We start from the raw sequence: 18539 nt of genomic DNA on the forward strand, positions 1-18539 counted from the left end.
ACTAATGTGACAAAAATCACAATAAAGTAACAATGTGAGTAAGTTTTTGGTTGTTGCTGTGCTTTGTGTTGTTTTAATTATTGTGATTGTGGGAATTATGTGGTTTTATGTGTGCAAGTTTTAAGTTAAGGATCTCAGCCATGGATATTAATAATAAAAAAATTTGGGATGTCATTGTCATCGGCGGTGGTGTCATTGGCTGTGCTGTGACACGTAAATTCACACTGATGGGTGCCAACACGTTGTTACTTGAACGTGGAGGTGACATCCTTTCGGGAGCAAGTAAGGCAAATAGTGCGCTATTACACACAGGTTTTGACGCCACACCAGGGAGTCTAGAACTTGAGTGCATGCAAGAAGGGTATCGTGAATTCATTGCAATCAGAGAAAAAATGAATTTACCTCTTCTTGAAACGGGGGCATTAGTGGTTGCATGGAATGATGAGCAACTCAGTAAATTACCGGCGATAGTAGAACAAGCACATACTAACAACGTATTAGATGTGGCAATTATTGATAAAGAAGAGCTATATCGCAGAGAACCCCATTTAGCACCCGGGGCACTTGCAGCTGTTTCTGTGCCAGGTGAAGCGGTTATTGACCCATGGAGTACGCCACTTTCGTATTTAACCCAAGCAGTGAAGCATGGGGCTGAGTACCGCTTTCATTGTGAGGTTAATGGTGGAACACTCCATGATGGACTATGGCATTTAACCACATCAAAAGGTGAGTTTTCTGCCCGTTTAGTCATTAACTGTGCAGGAATTAATGGGGATATTGTCGAATCAATTTGCCACCCATCACCGTTCCAAATAAAGCCACGTAAAGGGCAATTTCTTGTTTATGACAAAGCGGCAGCAGCGGATATCAATGCGATTATCCTACCAGTGCCGACTGCTATCACAAAAGGTGTATTGCTATCGAAAACCATCTTCGGCAACCTCTTGCTTGGCCCTACAGCGGAAGAACAAGATGACCGCTGGAAAGCAGAGGTAAAACAAGAAGTGCTTGAGGACTTAATTGCCCAAGGTTCTCGCATGTTACCTTCATTGCACAATTACAGTGTGACCGCAACCTATGCGGGGTTACGCCCTGCTACAGAAGAAAAATATTACCGCATTAATGACTATCCAGAAAAACAGTGGATATGTGCAGGGGGAATTCGTTCCACAGGTTTAACTTCGGCCTTAGGGGTGGCAAGCTATCTTGGTAAATTGTACCAAGAGAATTTCACACCGCTTTTTGAGCTATCACCACCAGAAGTACTGATTTGGCCAACTATGCCAATGATTTCTGAATATCATCAACGGGATTACCAATGTAAAAGTAATGGCGGTATTGTTTGCCATTGTGAATTAGTGACCCAGCGGGAGATTGAAGCCGCATTTGATTCGGATATTCCTCCTGAGTGTTTAGGGGCTTTACGCCGCAGAACGCGAGTGATGATGGGGCGTTGTAATGGGTTTTATTGTAGTAGTCAGGTGGCTGAAATTATTAATGGTCGCTTCGACCACACATTGGCAGTGGAGGCCGTAAAATGAGTGTAAATTATGATGTTATTATCATTGGCTCGGGCCCTACAGGTGTCGCTGCGGCACAGGCACTACGTCGTCGTGGTATACAAAATATCGCCATCATTGAGCGTGAAGCCCATGCTGGTGGCGTTCCACGTCACTGCCAGCACCCAACTTTTGGCATTTTAGCTTTTAAACGGCCGATGAAAGGCAACCAATTTGCTGAAAAAATTGTTAATCAATTGGGAGATACCCCGATTTTTACCCGTAGCACGGTGACTGCGTTACAACCTAATGGGAAATTAACCGTTTCAACACCAGAAGGTCTTGTTGAAATGCAAGCTAAACGGGTTTTGATAGCGACAGGGGTAAGAGAAACACCTCGCCATCCGCGCTTAGTTTCAGGCTTGCGGCCACAAGGAATTTTAACCGCAGGGGCATTACAGCAATTTGTTTATTTAAATGGCAAGAAGCCTTGCCGTAATCCCGTGATTGTAGGCAGTGAATTAGTGAGTTTTTCTGCGCTATGGACACTAAAAAACGCAGGCGTTAAAGCCCAAGCGATGATTGAAAGTGGTGAGCGGATTTTAGCTTTTAAACCCGCGACTTTATTTGCTAAAGCGATGGGAACCCCCGTTTATTTAAATAGTAAAATTACTGAAATTGGTGGCTTAGATCGTGTGGAATATGTGGTTGTTGAAACGAAAGGTAAAAGCCACAAAATCATGTGTGATTCGGTCATTTTTACGGGGCAATTTGTGGGTGAAAATACGCTAATCCGTAAAAGCCATTTGAGCTTTGATGCGGCGACAGGAAAACCGGTAACAGACCAATATGGGCGTTGCTCTGATACTCGCTACTATGCCGCTGGCAATATGTTGCATCCAGCCGATATGGGTGACCAATGTTACCAAGAAGGTCTTATAACTGGCGGATATATTGCAGACGATTTATTAGCAAATCATCACCAACAACATGTCAAAGTTACCCAGCGTATTCCTGTACAAGTTAATGAGAAAATTTGTTTTAGTGTTCCAGCGTGTATTGATATGGATAATTTATCAGTGCGACAAATTGATTTTAATATCAAAGTTGAACAGCCAGTGAACGGAACTATTCGTGTTATGGCAGGGGATACCCTGTTATATGAAAAACGCCATCGCTGTTTACCAACACGACGTATTTTACTGAAAAATATTGATTTAACAAAAATACAGCAGGAAGCTACTGAAATTAGTATCACTGTTGTATAGTGCTGGAAAGTTAAATGGTTAAGAAGGATTAAACTATGTGTGAGGGACGTTCCTCAAAAGTACGTCATCAAACCATCATTGAGCTGCTTTCTACTCAAGGGCAGGTTTACGTACAGGAGCTTGCTAAACATTTTAATGTCGCGCAAGAAACCATCCGTCGTGACCTTAGTAAGCTTGAAACACAGAAGTTACTGAAAAAAGTCCATGGTGGGGCTGTCAATATTCAATCAAAATTTGAGCGTAATTTTACGGAAAGAGCACAAGCCGCGGTTGATGAGAAAAAAGCGATTGCGGCGAAAGCGGCTGAGCTGATTAAACCTGGAGACACATTGTTTATTGATTTTGGCACAACCACCTTTGAATTTAGCCAAAGAATCAAATTGATTGATAACTTAACCGTTATTACAAATTCGCCGTTATTGGCAAATACGTTACAAGAAAACTCAACTATCGAAACGATTTTGATTGGAGGGCAATTTAACGCAGCGCAAAATGCGTGCTTAGGGGCTATTGCACTAAAAAATATTGCTGAGTTTTTTGCTGATTATGCAGTCATTGGGGCAGGGGCGATACACGCATTGCATGGCGTGATGGATCAGCACGTCGATGAAGCGGCAATCGCACAAAAGATGATGGAAAACAGCGATAAATTAATGGTGTTAGCGGATGGCACGAAAGCGAATAAACATGCGATTAATTTTGTGACAAGTTGGGACAATATTGATTATTTAGTGACAACCAGCAAAGAATTTAAATTACCTGAAAGTAAAAAACATCCTAAAACGAAAATTATTGTTGCGGACGTTGAATAAGTTTTAATTCTATAAATTAAACACTCCCTGTGGAAAATAATTAATTATTTTTCATGGGGTTGCTTTAACTAAAAAATGTTCATCGAAAATTAACAACACCTAGGAAAGATTATGAGCCTTTATTTTATTGCTTGCCCTTATTCAGACCCCGATAGCAATGTTGTAGAAATGCGCTTTGCTGAATGCACTAAATTTGCAGCAGAACTGGCGCTTAAAGGTATCGCTACCTATAGCCAAATCACAATGACTCATCCAATTAACCAATACTTAGCCTCACAAGGACAAAAAGTCGCATGGTCTTCTATTGATATGGAATTTCTAAAGCGGTGTGATGGTTTAATTGTGCTGACATTACCTGGCTGGGAAAAAAGTGGTGGTGTTGCAGCTGAAATTCAGTTTTTTGAAGACCAAGGGCTGCCAGTTTGGACTGGGGATGAGTTTATCGCTCACTATTTAGAGTGAACGATGAGGGAAAGTAAAAACCGAAGATAAACTATCTAGAGTGGATAGAAATAATAAGCGTATAAATTTCAATGTAATAAAAAAGGAAGCAATGGCTTCCTTTTTTTATTAATGGAAATAGAGGTTAATGAGCGGGTTTTAGATAATCATCTAAACTTTTGCCTTCACCTTTTTTATCATTGTCACCATCAATCATATCATCGATAGAACAACCGAACTCTTCCACATCATTGCACATGAGTGTCGCCATGGATTTTGCAATTTCATGTTCACCTATAATGATATGGTCTGCTCCTCGTTCTTTAATAAAGCTGACTTCATCATCATAATGGGCACGAACAATCACAGTGACATCTGGGTTCATTTCTTTCGCGGTTGCGACAATTTCACCGGCTTCATAACCATTAGGGATAGTTAAGAGCAATGTTTTGGCGCATTCAATACGGGCAAGGCTAATAATTTCTCTATTGGCGCCATTACCTAAGATTGCGCTAAAGCCATTTTCAGCAAGTTCTTCAAACCGAGAGCGGGTATCTTCAACAACGACAACCGGAATTTCCCTTCTACGCAGTTTGTCTGCAAGCATGCCACCTACTCGGCCGTAACCAACGATGATGGCGTGGCCGCAGATATCGACAGGAACTTGGGTTTCCTCTTCCAGAGTCTCTTCCAGCAGTTGCTCTTCGATAGTTTCGGTTTTCTCAAGATACTTATCTAATAAGCTAAATAACACAGGGTTCAGCATAATAGAGACAATTGCACCCGCTAACACCAAGTTTTGCGCGTCTTTATCCATGACACCTAGGGTTAACCCCATTCCGGCTAAGATAAAGGCAAATTCACCAATTTGCGCAAGACTAACTGAAATAGTTAATGCGGTTCGTCGTGAATGGCCAAACATCCTAACAAGTACCAAGGCAGCTGCGGATTTACCAATAATGATAATGGCGAGAACGGCTAAAATTCCCAGAGGCTGCTCAATTAATACGACTGGGTCGAACAGCATCCCAACTGATACAAAGAACAGTACGGCAAAGGCATCACGTAGTGGCAGAGTGTCTTGTGCGGCGCGATGGCTGAGTTCAGACTCATTTAATACCATTCCTGCGAAGAACGCACCAAGGGCAAATGAAGCATCAAAAATAGCCACAGCAGCATAGGCAATGCCTAATGCGAGTGCGAGAACAGCAAGAGTGAATAGCTCACGAGAACCTGTTGATGCGGTACGCGATAAAATCCATGGGATTACTTTACGGCCCACGACAATCATAATAAATATGAATAGAACAACTTTACCAATTGTCCATGCAAGGCCTAATGCGAGCTCACTGAAGCTGGCATCATCCGTGTTCATGATAGCTGCCGCCGCAGGCAGTAGAACGAGTGTTAAGACCATCGCTAAGTCTTCAACAATCAGCCAGCCTATAGCAATTTGCCCACGCTGACTTTCAATCAATTGACGTTCTTCTAATGCACGAAGTAATACGACGGTACTGGCAGTTGATAAACATAGGCCAAATACAACGCCTGTAAATATTCCCCAGCCAAATAACATCGACAGGCCAAGGCCCAGTAAGGTTGCTACTGCGATTTGAGCAATAGCTCCGGGAATGGCGATGGCTTTAACAGCAAGTAAATCTTTTAATGAGAAATGTAGGCCTACCCCAAACATCAGTAAGATAACACCGATTTCAGCAAGTTCAGGTGCCAGTGCTGCATCAGCAACAAATCCAGGGGTAAATGGGCCTGCTAGGACACCGGCTGCAAGATAGCCAACTAAAGGGGAAATTTTTAATCGCTGTGCGATCATACCTAACAAATATGCAAGGGCGAGACCACCAACAATGGTTGTGATTAAGGGCGTTGAATGCTCCATTTAGTCTCCTCTGGTTAGTATAAAAATAGAAAGGTGGGTACATGCCGTTGACTTTTAAAATGAGGCCTTCATTTTAAAATGCAAATTGCATGTTTTTATATTCTAACTTTTTTTGAGATAAATTTCCTTAAAAAAATGAAATGTTTTTAAAAAAAATGCAGGTTAAAGGAGCTAAATCGTTACAAGCTTTGTGTTTGTGAGATTTTTATCTGAAATTTATCGAGATTATGGAAGGAAAGACCCATACTTATTTTTAGGTAAGTATGGGTAAAATAAGAAAATAAATCTATTTGTTACCAATATTTGGTAGCAATACTGTAAAAATCCCAAGTAATGGTAAGAAAGCACAATAATGATAAACTTGTTCAATACTGGTCTGGTCTGCGATATGGCCTAAAACTGCCGCACCAACACCTCCCATACCGAATGCTAATCCAAAGAACAACCCTGATACCATGCCGGTTTTACCGGGGATCAGCTCTTGTGCGTAGACTAAAATAGCCGAAAATGCGGAGGCTAAAATCATACCAATGATGACGGTAAGTACCCCAGTCCAATAGAGGGATGCATAGGGTAAAATTAAGGTAAATGGTGCAACTCCAAGGATTGAGAACCAAATAACGTATTTACGCCCTATTTTGTCGCCTATTGGCCCGCCAATCATAGTACCAGCGGCTACGGCAAATAAGAAAACAAACAAATGAATTTGCGCATTTTGCACAGAAACACCGAACTTATCGATCAAATAAAAGGTGTAATAGCTGCTGATGCTCGCCAAATAAAAGTATTTTGAAAAAATCAGAATTAACAGTACCGCCAAAGAGCCAATAATTGTCTTTCGTGGTAAGACTTTAACATTCCCTGAATTGAGTGGTTTCTTACTTGCAGCGCGGTGTTGTTGTTTGTACCAGCTGCTAACTTGCAATAAAATAACAATCGCAAGCAGGGCTGCAAGCGAGAACCAACCAATGTTGCCTTTTCCGTATGGTTCAATAATCAGTGCTGCAAGTAGTGGCCCAAGGGAGGCACCTAAGTTACCACCGACTTGGAAAAAGGATTGCGCCAGACCATGACGACCGCCTGAAGCCATACGCGCCACACGAGAAGATTCAGGATGGAAGACAGAAGAACCGGTTCCAACCAATGCGGCTGCAAGTAATATGGTCGGGAAAGTTTCTGCCATCGCTAACAAGATTAGCCCCGTTAGCGTGAAGCTCATTCCTATTGGCAAGGAATAAGGTTGTGGATGTTTGTCCGTATAGTAGCCAATAATCGGTTGTAACAGTGATGCAGTAATCTGATAAGTAAGGGTTATCATCCCGATTTGGGCAAAACTCAGTGAAAAATCAGATTGTAATAAAGGATAAATCGCTAAGATTAGTGACTGGATCATATCATTAAGTAAATGAGAGACACTGATCGCGGTTAGGATACTAAAGACCGTTTTCCCTGTTTTATTTAATGGCTTTGACGGGCTTGGGTTGTTGGGTGTTGTGGTTTGCTCACTCATGTCATTATCAACTTTATGTGTTACATAATTGTTATCAATATAACTGAAATACAATTTATTTAAATAAATAAATAAATCACGTGAATAACTAGTGTTCGTAAATTATTTGATGGCGATCTCATTTTTATGAAACGAATTTCTTATTCTGCAATAGGTATCAAATCCTGCTCATATTTTTATGCTATAAGACAGCAGGTAGTGACAAACTATAATCTAATATGACTGTATAAAAATTCCTATACCAGCAGGGAGAAATGTATGAAGTTTGCATTTAAGGCATGCGCATTAACGGTATCGTTAGCGTTAATACCCGCAACTATGGCAAATGCGTGGGAAAAAGACAAAACATACAATATTACCATTTTGCATACCAATGACCATCACGGCCACTTCTGGCATAACGACCATGGTGAATATGGTTTAGCGGCGCAAAAAACGGTAGTTGATGAAATTCGTGACGAAGTCGCTAAACAAGGCGGCAGTGTTTTACTGCTCTCTGGTGGTGATATTAATACCGGTGTACCAGAGTCTGATTTACAAGATGCAGAACCCGATTTTAAAGGAATGAACTTAGTCGGTTACGATGCAATGGCATTAGGGAACCACGAGTTTGATAACCCACTTGAGACGTTGCGTCAGCAAGAAAAATGGGCAACTTTTCCGTTTTTATCTGCCAATATTTATCAAAGCAGCACAGGTAAACGCCTTTTCAAACCTTACCAAATCTTTGATAAACAAGGTGTGAAAATTGCTGTTATGGGGCTGACAACCGACGACACAGTGCGTATCGGTAACCCTGCCAATTTCCCTGATGTCGAATTCCGTGTGCCTGCGGACGAAGCCAAAAAAGTGGTTGAAGAGCTTCGCGCAACAGAAAAACCAGACATTATCATCGCAGCAACTCATATGGGGCACTATGATGATGGTAATCATGGTTCAAATGCTCCGGGCGATGTAGAAATGGCGCGCAGCTTACCTGCTGGCTATTTAGATATGATAGTGGGTGGTCACTCACAAGACCCTGTTTGTATGTCTCAAGAAAAGAAAAACTACAAACAAGAGGATTATGTACCAGGTACACCGTGTGCGCCAGATAACCAAAATGGAACTTGGATTGTGCAAGCCCATGAATGGGGTAAATATGTTGGTCGTGCAGATTTTGAATTTAAAAATGGCAAGTTTACGCTGAAACACTACCAGTTAATCCCAATTAACTTGAAGAAAAAAGTGACAAAAGAAGATGGGACTAGCGAGCGTGTTTATTATACGCAAGAAATTGCTCATAACCCTGACATGATGAAATTATTGACACCTTATCAAGAAAAAGGTGACAAGCAATTGAGTGTTAAAGTGGGCTCAGTTGAAGGTAAACTTGAAGGTGATCGCAGTAAAGTGCGTTTTGTGCAAACAAATATGGGGCACCTTCTGTTAGCCGCACAAAAAGAACGCGCAGGGGCTGATTTTGCGATTATGAGCGGCGGCGGTGTTCGTGACTCTATCGAAAGTGGCGATATCACTTATAAAGATGTGCTCAAGGTTCAGCCGTTTGCTAATGAGTTAGTTTATGTCGATTTCAAAGGGGATGAAGTTATCCCATACCTGACCGCAGTTGCGAATATGAAACCGGATGCAGGTGCGTATGGCCAGTTCTACAACGTGAACTTAACGCTGAATAAAGATGGCACGATTAGTGATGTCAAAATTGATGGTAAGCCTGTTGACCCAGCCAAAACTTATCGTATGGCAACGTTGAATTTCAATGCGATTGGTGGTGACGGTTACCCGAAAATTGACAACCATCCTAACTACGTTAATACCGGCTTTGTCGATGCGGAAGTGCTCAAAGGGTATATTGAAAAACATTCCCCGCTGAAAGCGGCAGATTATGAACCAAAAGGTGAGATTATTTATAATAATAAATAATTAAATCATTATTACCTTGAAAGCCTCACCGCTCGCGGTGGGGCTTTTTATCGTCATTATTTAGAGCAAAAAAGCATGAGCGACTAAATGAGGGCCTTCATAAATATCAAATGAATGATAATGTAATAAATATTCATGAGGCGCATGATCAACAAGAAAACGCACAGTTCCTCGGCTTACTTGTCGATTATGGCTATTGCGTAAATGAAACGCTAGCTGGAATATCACACTCCAAGATTCATCGGGTTTGAGGCTGAAACGAGCAACAGCATAATAAGTCCCAATTGCTGGCGGCTGTTGCCTACCACCTTCTTGAGACGATAACCATTCAATCGTCGCTGCGACTGTCACGGGTTTAATATCATTTACGTATTTCAGCGAAGGTTGCATTCAGTACTTTGGCGAGATCGTTAGGAGCAAGTTCAATATCTAAACCACGTTTTCCACCTGAAACGAACATACTGGCATATTGCTGAGCTTGGTCGTCAATGACTGTTGGTAAGCGCTTTTTTTGACCTAATGGGCTAATGCCCCCAAGCAAATACCCCGTTGTTTTTTGAGCGATTTGTGGGTCTGCCATTTCAACTTTTTTGACTTTAAACACTTTAGCAACCAGTTTTAAATCTAGTTGCCCTGAAACAGGTGTTACGGCCACGGCTAATGTTTTTTGATCGCCATTGAGTGCGACTAATAAGGTTTTAAACACTTGCTTGGCATCTAACCCAAGTTTTCGTACTGCTTCATCACCAAAGTTACTTTCATTTGGGTCGTGATCGTAGGGGTGTAATGTGAAGGAAATTTTTTGTTTTTCGAGTAATTTTACGGCTGGGGTCATTTTGAGCCTTCTATTTATAACTTAGTTTCGCAAATATTCTACCAGACTATTTTCACCAAACAGGTGTAACGCACCAACGGCGACCACATAGTTACCATCAGGGAGTGATCTAAGCTGCTCGTTCCAATTCGCATTTCGTTGCTTCATCAATACCTGATAAATGTCTTCGCTAAAGGTATTGGGTAAAGCGGTACGATTATTGGGTTGGTAGTCTAACCACCAGCCTATCATCGTTTGTAGCGAGCGCGCGTTTGCACGCCAGTGGTTCAGCGAGTCTTGTAATAACGCTAACCCATTATTAGGCAAAGAAAGCAGCAATTCAACTTGAGAGGCAGTGCCCTCTAGTTCAATAATTGGTTTGAGTTGTGATTGCGCATTACGGATAAGTTGGTAGTCAATGCCATAGTGGCCTCTTAGCCCGAGTTCTTGGGCTTGGGTCGCTTGCAAAATCAGGGCAATTTGCCATGAGGGTAAGGTATCAAAACGCTCGGGGGATTGGCGGAGCTCTAAACAATATTGTTGAAAAAGGTGATATTCATCGCGAGTTAGCCGTTGTTCAACAGGAAGAAGCTCAGCGATATCATCGCTAGGAAATGGAGAGTGGGTTTCAGTGATATCCGCCTCAACAATCAAGGCATCTGCGAGATTAAGTTTGTCTAATAATGTGGCAGACAAAGGAAACATCGTTTCTGTTCCCATGTGAATGCTACCCACAATGTGCAATTTCAGTTTTTTTGATAGCCGAATATCAACAGCAGGGTAAGGGTAAACCGGAGCAGTTTCTGTATGAAGCCAATTCTTTAAATTTTCAAACAAGTTACCCACGATTTCGTTCCTGCGTTATTTCTCATTTTCTTAGGGTAAACAATCTTACCGCAATTTGCGAATGCTCATCGTCGATTACGCATTTTTTAGCCGATTGGTGTCATCGCGGAGGTGAAATAATGTAAAAAAATGCCCCTATTAAGGGGCATGATAGGATTAATTATTTTTACTAATACCTTTAAATACACTGAGCAACGTGAATAAACTAAAAGAACTAAACACCATTTCGATGCCAATTAGGGTTGTCAGTAAAGTAATTGATGTAATTGGGCCATTACCGATGAGTAAATAAGCAATGAAGAAATCTAACAGCCCGATGATGATTTGTAACCAGCCGCCGGCTGAGCTAATTTGTTGGAAGCCGACATATAACCGAATAACCCCACCGATGATAAATAAAGCCGCCACTAAAATAGCCAACGCGACTAGGCTCTGCAACGGGTCTTTAATGAAAGAGTAGCCGACAATAATATAAATAAGACCAATGATAAAACCAAACAGTCGAGACCAACCGGTATAGATCACGGTACTTAGAATGCTCACAATCGCGCCAACGCCACCAATAATCAGGAGCACACCCAGTACGGTACTGACAGCGATACCCGATATCATTGGGTTGATGATACAAAAAATTCCGCCCGCTAATAATAAAATGGATAATATCACCAAAAATGTACGTTGTTTTTTAAACTCTTCACCCGCAAGTTTGGCAAGTTTTTCACGATCAATATTAAGCATTTTGCTCTCCAAATATGAAATAACTAACTATTTACTAGTATAGACTTAGCTTGATATTAATGACATATAAGATAATACAATTTTTACTTAGTATTAGTATGAAAATGAAGTGTTGTAGAGAGAAGGTTTAGAGATGAACAATATCAATCATTAAAAAGTGGGAAGAACATCAGTTCCTCCCACTTTAAGCTATTATTTTTCAGGTTTAAAGCGTAGTAAACGGTTTGCGTTACTGACTACTGTAATCGATGATAATGCCATTGCTGCACCTGCAACGACAGGGTTTAGTAATGTTCCCGTTATTGGGTACAAAATACCAGCGGCAATCGGGATACCTAACGTATTATAAATAAAGGCACCAAATAGGTTTTGCTTCATATTACGCAGTGTTCCTTTTGAAATAGACACCGCATCGGCAACACCATGTAAGCTTTGGCGCATTAGGGTAATGGATGCAGTTTCAATCGCGATATCACTGCCGCCACCCATCGCAATACCAACGTCAGCTCGGGCTAGAGCAGGGGCATCATTGATGCCATCACCCACCATTGCAACTTTGTGCCCTTTGGCTTGCAAGGCTTCAATTGCGGCGGATTTACCGTCTGGCATAACGCCTGCAATCACTTCATCAATACCCGCTTCTTTGGCTATCGCGTTAGCTGTTACTGGGTTATCCCCGGTTAACATGACTAAACGGAAACCTTGTTTGTGCAACCGCGCCAGCGCACTTATGCTGTCTTCTCGTAATGGGTCACGGATAGATAACAGCGCGGCAACTTTACCATCAACAGCCAGTAAGACGGGAGTGACACCTTGAGTGGCTTGTTGGTGTAGTGTTTCTTCAATATCACGGGTATCAACATTATTTTGTGCTAACAGTTTTTGGTTACCTAATAAAATAGTTTTTCCATCAATTATTGCACTAATACCTAACCCTGCTAAGGTTCTAAACTGCTGATTAGCGGGCAGTGTTAAGCCTTTTGCGCGATTTAAAACAGCGCGAGCCAGTGGGTGATTAGAACCATTTTCTAATGAAGCGGCAAACTGTAAGGCGGTGTCTTGTTCGAACCCATTAAATACATGGATATCCGTAACTTGTGGCATACCTTCAGTCAATGTACCTGTTTTATCAAAGACAATGGTGTCTAACTCACTTGCTTGCTGTAATGCATCCGCATCGCGCACTAATACGCCAAACTCAGCCGCTCGGCCCACGCCAGAAATAATCGACATTGGCGTTGCAAGGCCTAGCGCACAAGGACACGCAATGATTAATACCGTTGTGGTAATAACGAGTGCGTAAGTAATTTGTGGTGCAGGCCCAATAAAGTACCAAATTGCACCTGAAATTAAGGCAATAGCCACAACGACCGGTACAAACACAGCAGAAATACGGTCAGCAAGCTGGCCAATTTGTGGTTTACTACTTTGTGCTTGGCGAACAAGGTGAATAATGCGCGCTAAAGTCGTTTGGCTGCCGACAGCAGCGGCACGAAATAGTACGGTACCATCTTGTACAACAGTTCCCGCATGGACTTGATCCCCTTTGCTTTTTTGCTGAGGGATCGGTTCACCCGTTAGCATGGCTTCGTCTAACCAAACCTCGCCTTCGATAATTTCACCATCAACAGGGACACGGTCACCCGTTGCTAAGCGTAAAACCATTCCTTTTTTGACTTGCTCCAGCGGCATATCCACTTCGCCTTGTTCTGTGACAACACGGGCCGTTGGCGGCGTCAGGTCTAGCAAGCGTTCAAGGGCTTTGGATGAGCGTTGGCGAGCTCGTTGTTCTAAGGCATGACCTAGGTTAATAAGACCGATGATCATGGCACTGGCTTCATAATAAAGGTGTCTGGCTTGGTCTGGGAACCATTCAGGCCAAATATTGACTACAATAGAATAGAGCCAAGCCGCCCCTGTTCCTAGCGCGACTAAGGTGTCCATGGTCGCACTGCCATTTTTTAGGCTTTGCCATGCATTTCGATAAAAGTGCCCACCTGCAAATACCATGACCGCAAGGGTTAATACACCAATGGTGAGCCAAATGGTATGGTTTTGCTCAGTCAGCACCATGTTATCGCCCATCATCCCCCACACCATCACAGGGATACCAAGGGCAAGTGCTAATGCTGATTGCCAGCGGAAGCGGCGCATATTGGCTTGCGCGACCTCCTGTTGGCGCTCTCGGCGTTTAGCTTCATCTTGAATGATTTCCGCGCCATAACCTGCTTTAACAACCGCGGCGATTAAATCATTCGGCTCAGCAGTTCCGGTGACTAAAGCACTGCGCTCAGCTAAGTTGACACGTGCATTTTCAACGCCTGGTACGCTATTTAAGGCTTTTTGGACTTTGTTGACACAACTGGCACAGGTCATGCCATCAAGCAGTAACTGCACACTGTCATCCATTGGGCTAATTTCAGGTTGTTCACCTAAATCAGACTCTTGTGCCGGGATCTCACAGATTGCCGCTGAATCAGCTTCCGGCTGTTCAGTTGTGGTACTCAGCGGCTCAGTTTTTGGGTGAGATTCACCCACAGTTGCTTGGTAGCCAGCGGCTTGAACCGCAGCAATTAGGGATTCTGCGGATGCCGTACCTTGGACAACAGCGGTTTGGGTATCGACAGTTGCACTTTCAACACCATCGACTGCTTCTAGTGCTTGCTGTGTTTTAGCGGCACATTTCATGCAACTTAGACCCGAAAGGGCTAAAGTGATCGCTTTTGTTTGAGCTAGTTCTGCGTTGTAACCCGCTTGTTGAACAGCGGCGATTAACGCTTGTGCATCAGCAGAACCGTATACTTTGGCGCTGGTGGTATCGACAACGGCAGCAGCAACGCCATCAACCTCTTCGAGTGCTTTTTGTGTTTTACCTGCACATTTCATACAATTGAGGCCAGAAAGCTGTAACTCGATATCAGGGGTTGTAGCCACTTCAGCTTCATAACCTGCGTCAACGATGGTTTTAATTAAGTCAGCCACATTGGCATCACTTTCCATTACGGCATAATCGATAGTGACTTTTAAGTTAGTGACATCACCGCGCCCTTCGAGCGCTTTAGTGACTGAGCCGACACAGTGCATGCAGCTTAGCCCCTGTAATTTTAAAATAATCATGTTACTCATTTTGCAGCCTCCAAAACCCGTTTGATGTATTGGGTCTATAACTTTATCTACAATTAGGTCTATAATTCGACAATGAACAAAGGTTACACCTTCCAGCAAGGTTAAGGTCAAGAGGAATTATGAATATTAGTGAAATTGCCAAAAAAACGGGGCTAACTGCAAAAGCTATTCGTTTTTATGAAGACAAAGGGCTAATTACACCACCTGAAAGAGGGGAAAATAGCTACCGTTATTATCAGGAGTGCCATCTAAACGAACTCGTATTGCTAAAACAGGCAAAAGATGTGGGTTTTACCTTGGATGAATGTGGCGAACTATTAGGTTTATTTCGCAACCCAATCCGACATAGTGCTGATGTAAAGGCGACAACGATAGCTAAGATAAATGAAATAGAGCAGACAATCGTTAAATTGTCTGCCATTCGAGATACATTACAAGAGCTCGTGGACGTATGCCCTGGGGATGATGGCGCAGATTGCCCGATTATTGACCACTTGGCACGTGGGTGTTGTCATCATGAGAAGGTTTAACCTGCAAGGTGATACCGTCTACTGCGATGACCACCACTTCTGTGTTGGCGCTTAATGGCGTGTCGCTATACACGCGCCAACTACCATCTGCAAGGCGTACTCGGCTAAAGCCTTCTTCGGTATCTGACAACAAACGGCCTTTCACACCAATCAGTTGATGACTGATTTGATTGACGTTATCTGCCTTATTTTTTTGCTTGCTCCTCAACCAGTTGCGCCATAACACAGCAGAGACAACGGTAAAAATGGCAAACAAGATCCCTTGCCACTCCCAACCGATGAATGGCAGAGCCCAAACGATAACCCCAACAAGCACCGCAGCAATACCCGACCATAAAAGATAGCCTGCGGTACCAAGAAGTTCACCAATCAGCAATAGCCCACCAAGACACAGCCAAAACCATGCGGGTTGAGCACTGATAAGCTCTATCATTCTTTTACCTGTTTTTTTATGGCACCGGTTTTCTTGCTTTCACCGATTAGCTCAGTAATTCCACCAATTGCGCCCATTAAGTTACTGGCTTCTAATGGCATCATGATGACTTTGCTGTTTTCGGCAGAACCAATACTGGTCAGTGCATCGGTGTATTTTTGCGCCACAAAGTAGTTAATCGCCTGCATATCACCAGCGGCAATCGCTTCAGATACCATTTGTGTTGCTTTTGCTTCCGCTTCCGCAGCTCTTTCGCGTGCTTCGGCTTGTAAAAATGCGGATTGGCGTTCACCTTCAGCTTTGAGAATTTGTGACTGTTTTTCACCTTCAGCTTTTAAAATTGCTGCTTGGCGGATACCTTCAGCCTCAAGAATATCAGCCCGTTTGGTACGTTCAGCTTTCATCTGCGCATTCATCGCACTAATTAATTCTTTTGGTGGCTTCACATCACGAATTTCGATACGGGTAATTTTGACACCCCAAGGGTTAGTTGCCTCATCCACCACGTGTAATAAACGGCTATTAATGGAATCACGTTGCGACAACATTTCGTCTAGTTCCATGGAACCTAATACGGTACGAATATTCGTCATGGTTAAATTTAGTACGGAAAGCTCAAGGTTGCTGACTTCATAGGCCGCACGTACTGGGTCAACGACTTGAATAAAGCAGACCGCATCAATAGTGACGTTGGCATTATCGCGAGAAATAACTTCTTGGGATGGGATATCAAGGACTTGTTCCATCATATTGATACGACGGCCAATTTTGTCCATAAATGGCACAATAATATGCAAGCCTGGTTGTAACGTACGGGTATAGCGACCGAAGCGCTCAACTGTCCATTGAAAGCCTTGCGGTACTGTTTTAACACAGGTAAAAACAATAACGACAGCGACAAAAATGATAATCGGTATTGCACCAAAGGCGAACAAGTCCATATTTAACCCTTAATTAGTAAAGTAATGAATATACTTGGCGACGGTATTTACTGGCAATGGCATCACCGGTTCCCATGGCAGACATAATGTCCATCATAGTTTTTCTCACTGCGCCGTCACCTGCACCCAAGTCGGTACGTAAAAAGCCGAATAACATTTCCAGCGCTTCTTCGTTGCGGTTCACTTCATGCAGTTTTAGGGCTAATTGAACAGCTAACGTTGTATTTTGCGGATCTTGATTGAATTCATCTTGCAATTGCTGAATTTCAGGGGTGTCCGCAGCTTGTTTTAATAATTCAATTTGTGCGATTAAACCTTGGTAGCGGCTGTCTTTATCCTGTAATGGGACTGCTTCTAAGGTAGCTTGTGCGTCATCAACAAGATTTAAACCGATTTGGGTTTCTGCCAACAATAATGTGATTTCGCTATTTTTTGGGTTCAGCTGATGCGCTTCTTTTAACAATGGTAGCGCTTCTTGTGTTTTACCTTCTGCTATTAATTCAGCGGCTTGTGCTGCTTTCATTTCTTCTGGGCTTGGCAGCACGCGAGATAAAATTTCCAGTACGACCTCTTCGGGTTGTGGCCCTTCAAAGCCATCAACAGGACGACCATTTTGCAACACATACAGGGTAGGGATCGCTTTTAAGCCAAACTGACTGGCGATCATTTGTTCTTCATCACAATTAACTTTAGCTAAAATAAATGACCCTGCGTAGTCGTTGGCAATTTTTTCCAACATAGTACCGAAATCTTGGCAATGAGGGCTACGCGGTGACCAAAAGTAAAACATGACAGGTAAGTTCATTGATTGTTCAATGACTTGGTGTAGGTTGGTTTCGTTAATATCAATTATCTGAGCGTTAGCAAACATAAGAAGTCTCTTTTGAATTTGTTATCAATAGAATTTTTGGGCGATGGTAATAAAATGGGGCTGATTTTGCTTTTTTCAAGCTTTTTCCCCCTGATTTGCCAGTATTTTATCCATTATTTTGTCAGGTAAAATACGCTTTAAGATACGCACAGCGACAGTTAATAACGTGACAGAATAGCGTACTTTTGGGCGCGGGCTTTCTAACGCATGGATCAATTTTTCTACCACATGTTCCGGTGTTAAGGTAAAACGTGAGGCAATACCTGGGTTTTTAACAGGCTTATCTTTTTGAGTTTGTTCAACATTTTGAGTAAATGCTGTATGAATAGGGCCGGGCTCAATTAAGCTTACTTTTACCCCCGTTCCTGCCAACTCTAGGCGTAAGGCATCAGACCATGCTTCCAGTGCGTATTTACTGGCTGCATAAGCGCCACGGCCGGGGGTTGAAATCACCCCCATTACCGAACTGGTTTGGATAATTCGGCCTTCATGGTGCGCGCTCATGGCGGGTAATAGCAAAAAAGTTAACTGGTGAACACCAAAAAAATTAGTGGAAAATTGTGCTTCGAGTTGCTCGCGGCTGACACTATTTAATGGCCCATACACCCCAAAACCGGCGTTGTTGAATAACCCGTAAAGGCGATGATTACAGAGTGTTAGCACCGTTTGAGCCGCTGTTTCTATGCTATCTTTATCATCGAGGTCAAGGGAGACGGTGTCATAACCCTGTTCTTTCAGGCGCAAAATATCACTTTCTTTACGGCAGGCAACAATAACATGGTAGCCACGCTGGCGAAGTGTTTGTGCAGCACAAAAGCCAATACCGCTTGAAGCACCTGTGACTAGGACTGATTTTTTGTTTCGTGCTGATGTTTGCATAACTTTACCTT

The 18539-nt window shown here is 42.7% G+C and carries 17 protein-coding genes; 6 read left to right on the plus strand and 11 right to left on the minus strand.

The features are described 5' to 3' along the window. The first annotated feature begins 140 nt into the window (after positions 1 to 140). The 4 genes from ACU696_RS07400 to ACU696_RS07415 all read left to right on the plus strand — a co-directional run bounded on the left by ACU696_RS07400 (position 141) and on the right by ACU696_RS07415 (position 4041). A complete protein-coding gene (locus ACU696_RS07400; RefSeq protein WP_164528510.1) occupies positions 141 to 1541 on the plus strand; it encodes an NAD(P)/FAD-dependent oxidoreductase in 1401 nt (466 codons plus the stop codon). Beyond that, the gene (locus ACU696_RS07405; protein ID WP_109912067.1) at positions 1538 to 2767 is read left to right on the plus strand and encodes an NAD(P)/FAD-dependent oxidoreductase; all 1230 of its coding nucleotides are present in this window, start codon (positions 1538 to 1540) and stop codon (positions 2765 to 2767) included. The genes ACU696_RS07400 and ACU696_RS07405 overlap by 4 nt, the downstream gene beginning before the upstream one ends. A gap of 35 nt (positions 2768 to 2802) precedes the next feature. Beyond that, on the plus strand, positions 2803 to 3579 hold the full coding sequence (locus ACU696_RS07410) for a DeoR/GlpR family DNA-binding transcription regulator (protein WP_004913603.1): 777 nt from the start codon (positions 2803 to 2805) through the stop codon (positions 3577 to 3579). A 111-nt stretch (positions 3580 to 3690) separates the two neighbouring features. Next, complete coding sequence (locus ACU696_RS07415) at positions 3691 to 4041, plus strand: DUF1937 family protein (protein ID WP_198634975.1); 351 nt, start codon at positions 3691 to 3693, stop codon at positions 4039 to 4041. Between the two features lie 124 nt (positions 4042 to 4165). Here ACU696_RS07415 and ybaL read toward each other — a convergent pair whose 3' ends face one another. Together ybaL and ACU696_RS07425 are read right to left on the minus strand one after the other, a co-directional pair. Then, on the minus strand, positions 4166 to 5917 hold the full coding sequence (gene ybaL / locus ACU696_RS07420; protein ID WP_004913598.1) for a YbaL family putative K(+) efflux transporter: 1752 nt from the start codon (positions 5915 to 5917) through the stop codon (positions 4166 to 4168). A gap of 286 nt (positions 5918 to 6203) precedes the next feature. Next, on the minus strand, positions 6204 to 7427 hold the full coding sequence (locus ACU696_RS07425) for an MFS transporter (RefSeq protein WP_004913594.1): 1224 nt from the start codon (positions 7425 to 7427) through the stop codon (positions 6204 to 6206). Positions 7428 to 7685: 258 nt separating this feature from the next. On the opposite strand from ACU696_RS07425, the gene ushA reads away from it, so the two are divergent. Next, entirely contained in the window at positions 7686 to 9350 is a 1665-nt protein-coding gene (gene ushA / locus ACU696_RS07430) for a bifunctional UDP-sugar hydrolase/5'-nucleotidase UshA (protein WP_004913593.1), read from the plus strand. A gap of 60 nt (positions 9351 to 9410) precedes the next feature. Here the strand turns inward: ushA and ACU696_RS07435 are convergent, their stop codons facing one another. The 5 genes from ACU696_RS07435 to copA all read right to left on the minus strand — a co-directional run bounded on the left by ACU696_RS07435 (position 9411) and on the right by copA (position 14874). Next, positions 9411 to 9740, minus strand: a complete 330-nt coding sequence (locus tag ACU696_RS07435; protein ID WP_123382361.1) for a hypothetical protein — start codon at positions 9738 to 9740, stop codon at positions 9411 to 9413. Continuing rightward, positions 9712 to 10185: a Cys-tRNA(Pro)/Cys-tRNA(Cys) deacylase YbaK gene (gene ybaK / locus ACU696_RS07440; RefSeq protein ID WP_004913586.1), complete on the minus strand. Its 474-nt coding sequence runs from the start codon at positions 10183 to 10185 to the stop codon at positions 9712 to 9714. The genes ACU696_RS07435 and ybaK overlap by 29 nt, the downstream gene beginning before the upstream one ends. Positions 10186 to 10206: 21 nt before the next feature. Further along, on the minus strand, positions 10207 to 11010 hold the full coding sequence (locus ACU696_RS07445; protein ID WP_004913582.1) for a TraB/GumN family protein: 804 nt from the start codon (positions 11008 to 11010) through the stop codon (positions 10207 to 10209). Positions 11011 to 11166: 156 nt separating this feature from the next. After that, positions 11167 to 11748, minus strand: coding sequence for an HdeD family acid-resistance protein (locus ACU696_RS07450; RefSeq protein WP_004913580.1), 582 nt, complete (start codon positions 11746 to 11748; stop codon positions 11167 to 11169). A 192-nt stretch (positions 11749 to 11940) separates the two neighbouring features. Beyond that, positions 11941 to 14874, minus strand: coding sequence for a copper-exporting P-type ATPase CopA (gene copA / locus ACU696_RS07455; protein WP_209102418.1), 2934 nt, complete (start codon positions 14872 to 14874; stop codon positions 11941 to 11943). A 119-nt stretch (positions 14875 to 14993) separates the two neighbouring features. On the opposite strand from copA, the gene cueR reads away from it, so the two are divergent. Continuing rightward, a complete protein-coding gene (gene cueR / locus ACU696_RS07460) occupies positions 14994 to 15404 on the plus strand; it encodes a Cu(I)-responsive transcriptional regulator (protein ID WP_123382358.1) in 411 nt (136 codons plus the stop codon). On the opposite strand, the gene ACU696_RS07465 is transcribed toward cueR, so the two are convergent. The 4 genes from ACU696_RS07465 to ACU696_RS07480 all read right to left on the minus strand — a co-directional run bounded on the left by ACU696_RS07465 (position 15358) and on the right by ACU696_RS07480 (position 18528). Continuing rightward, positions 15358 to 15837 (minus strand): NfeD family protein, encoded by a 480-nt coding sequence (locus tag ACU696_RS07465; protein ID WP_447343057.1) that lies wholly within the window; start codon positions 15835 to 15837, stop codon positions 15358 to 15360. The two genes, cueR and ACU696_RS07465, sit on opposite strands and share 47 nt — an antisense overlap. Beyond that, the gene (locus tag ACU696_RS07470) at positions 15834 to 16778 is read right to left on the minus strand and encodes an SPFH domain-containing protein (RefSeq protein WP_109912071.1); all 945 of its coding nucleotides are present in this window, start codon (positions 16776 to 16778) and stop codon (positions 15834 to 15836) included. Before ACU696_RS07470 ends, ACU696_RS07465 begins: the two co-directional genes overlap by 4 nt. 13 nt (positions 16779 to 16791) lie before the next feature. Further along, positions 16792 to 17649: a co-chaperone YbbN gene (locus ACU696_RS07475; RefSeq protein ID WP_004913567.1), complete on the minus strand. Its 858-nt coding sequence runs from the start codon at positions 17647 to 17649 to the stop codon at positions 16792 to 16794. Positions 17650 to 17724: 75 nt separating this feature from the next. Continuing rightward, positions 17725 to 18528, minus strand: a complete 804-nt coding sequence (locus ACU696_RS07480; protein ID WP_109912072.1) for an SDR family oxidoreductase — start codon at positions 18526 to 18528, stop codon at positions 17725 to 17727. Positions 18529 to 18539: the final 11 nt, after the last annotated feature.

The sequence above is a fragment of the Providencia sp. PROV_01 genome, assembly GCF_053098325.1.